Origin of the sequence: Sphingobium indicum BiD32 (assembly GCF_000382885.1) — a bacterium.
In the GTDB taxonomy this organism is placed as follows: Bacteria; Pseudomonadota; Alphaproteobacteria; order Sphingomonadales; family Sphingomonadaceae; genus Sphingobium; species Sphingobium japonicum_C.
Genome location: NZ_CAVK010000028.1, coordinates 1 through 1,165, shown reverse-complemented (window position 1 = coordinate 1,165; position 1,165 = coordinate 1). Strand labels below are relative to the sequence as shown.

Below are 1,165 nucleotides of genomic sequence, written 5' to 3'. Positions count from 1 at the left end.
GGCGAACAGCTCGAAGCGACGGGAGATAGGCACGTGAACTCCATCGTGGCTGTTTCCCCCCAGTGGGGGGGTTGTGGCTCAATTTTGGCCATTGCCGCCAGTGAAGAAGTGTTAAGGCGGCTTTATAGCCAGGCCTTCGCGACCTGGACGCACGCTCTACTTCGCGAGCAGCCACCGGAAGTGTCCGGAGTAGATCTCCGAGTCGAGCCAGGGAACGGCAGCCGCACTCAGCAGCTCCTGATTCATGATGGTGGTGTGCAGGCACACCATGCGGTCATTCCCGAGCCGAATGCCGCCCTTCGGGATACGCGGGGGCGGAATGCGGGTCCAGGGAAAGGAATGGTCCTGGTGGTAGTTGGGCACCTGCGTGGTGTCACCGCCGTACATCTGGAGGCGGTTCTCCCAGTACAGGGGCAGCAGGCCCCAGTTGAGCATGTCCTTGCGCCTGAGGAGGCGGATGGTGCGCGACCCGCCATCGGCCGGGCTGCTGAACTCAAAGGACGTGGGGACGTCCAGAGAGCCGTTGCCGTCCAGCTCGTCAACGCTCCAGAAGTACGACAGCATCATGAACTGGTGGTCATGGTTGCCCAGCTGCGTGGGCGTGGGATTCTCGGGCGTCTCCTGAATGAGCGTGAGACGCGCAAAGATGGGACCCTGCGTCAACAGCAGGGTCTGAGCAGACAGGTCCTCCGGTTCGGAGGTGCTGTTGACAGCGGCAGCGCCGCTGTTGAAAGACCGGATGGTCACCGGGGTTGCGACAGCGGGCAGGGCATCCCAGCCGCTCTCGAACAGGTCACCCTGGTAGTTGGGGAACCAGTAGCGCTGGCGGCGCGGGACGCGGGAGAAGCGGGAACGTTTGTTGAAGCGGGAGCGGCGCATGTTGCTTCCTTTGCCGCCGTAGCGGCCTTTCAGGTTAAGGCCAACGCTGGCCTCACCAGACGCGGGGATATAGTCGGTCCAATCACTCGCCTTCGGCATCGTCGAACTCCGTTTCGAAGGACTCGGCGTTTTCCATGTGGAACGCCCAGAACGTTTCACGTTCGAGCCAGTCGTCGAATGACAACTGGAAGTCAAGTTTGGTGTTGGTTGAAGGAACGCTCTCCATGGCCACTTGGCCATGAGAGAATTCCAGAACGTTGCCGGCATCGTCAACTTTGGTAACGCA

2 protein-coding genes are annotated in these 1,165 nt (G+C 61.2%); both read right to left on the bottom strand.

The features are described from left to right. Nucleotides 1–156 precede the first annotated feature (156 nt). Nucleotides 157–978 (bottom strand): hypothetical protein, encoded by an 822-nt coding sequence (locus EBBID32_RS02930; protein WP_037488416.1) that lies wholly within the window; start codon nucleotides 976–978, stop codon nucleotides 157–159. Next, the coding region (locus EBBID32_RS24410; RefSeq protein ID WP_037488414.1) for a hypothetical protein at nucleotides 962–1,165 on the bottom strand (204 nt) is incomplete at its 5' end. The genes EBBID32_RS24410 and EBBID32_RS02930, both read right to left, overlap by 17 nt.

Excerpts from the sequence above, each read along its gene's own strand:
- EBBID32_RS02930 (WP_037488416.1), bottom strand. The coding sequence starts at position 978 with ATGCCGAAGGCGAGTGATTGGACCGACTATATCCCCGCGTCTGGTGAG.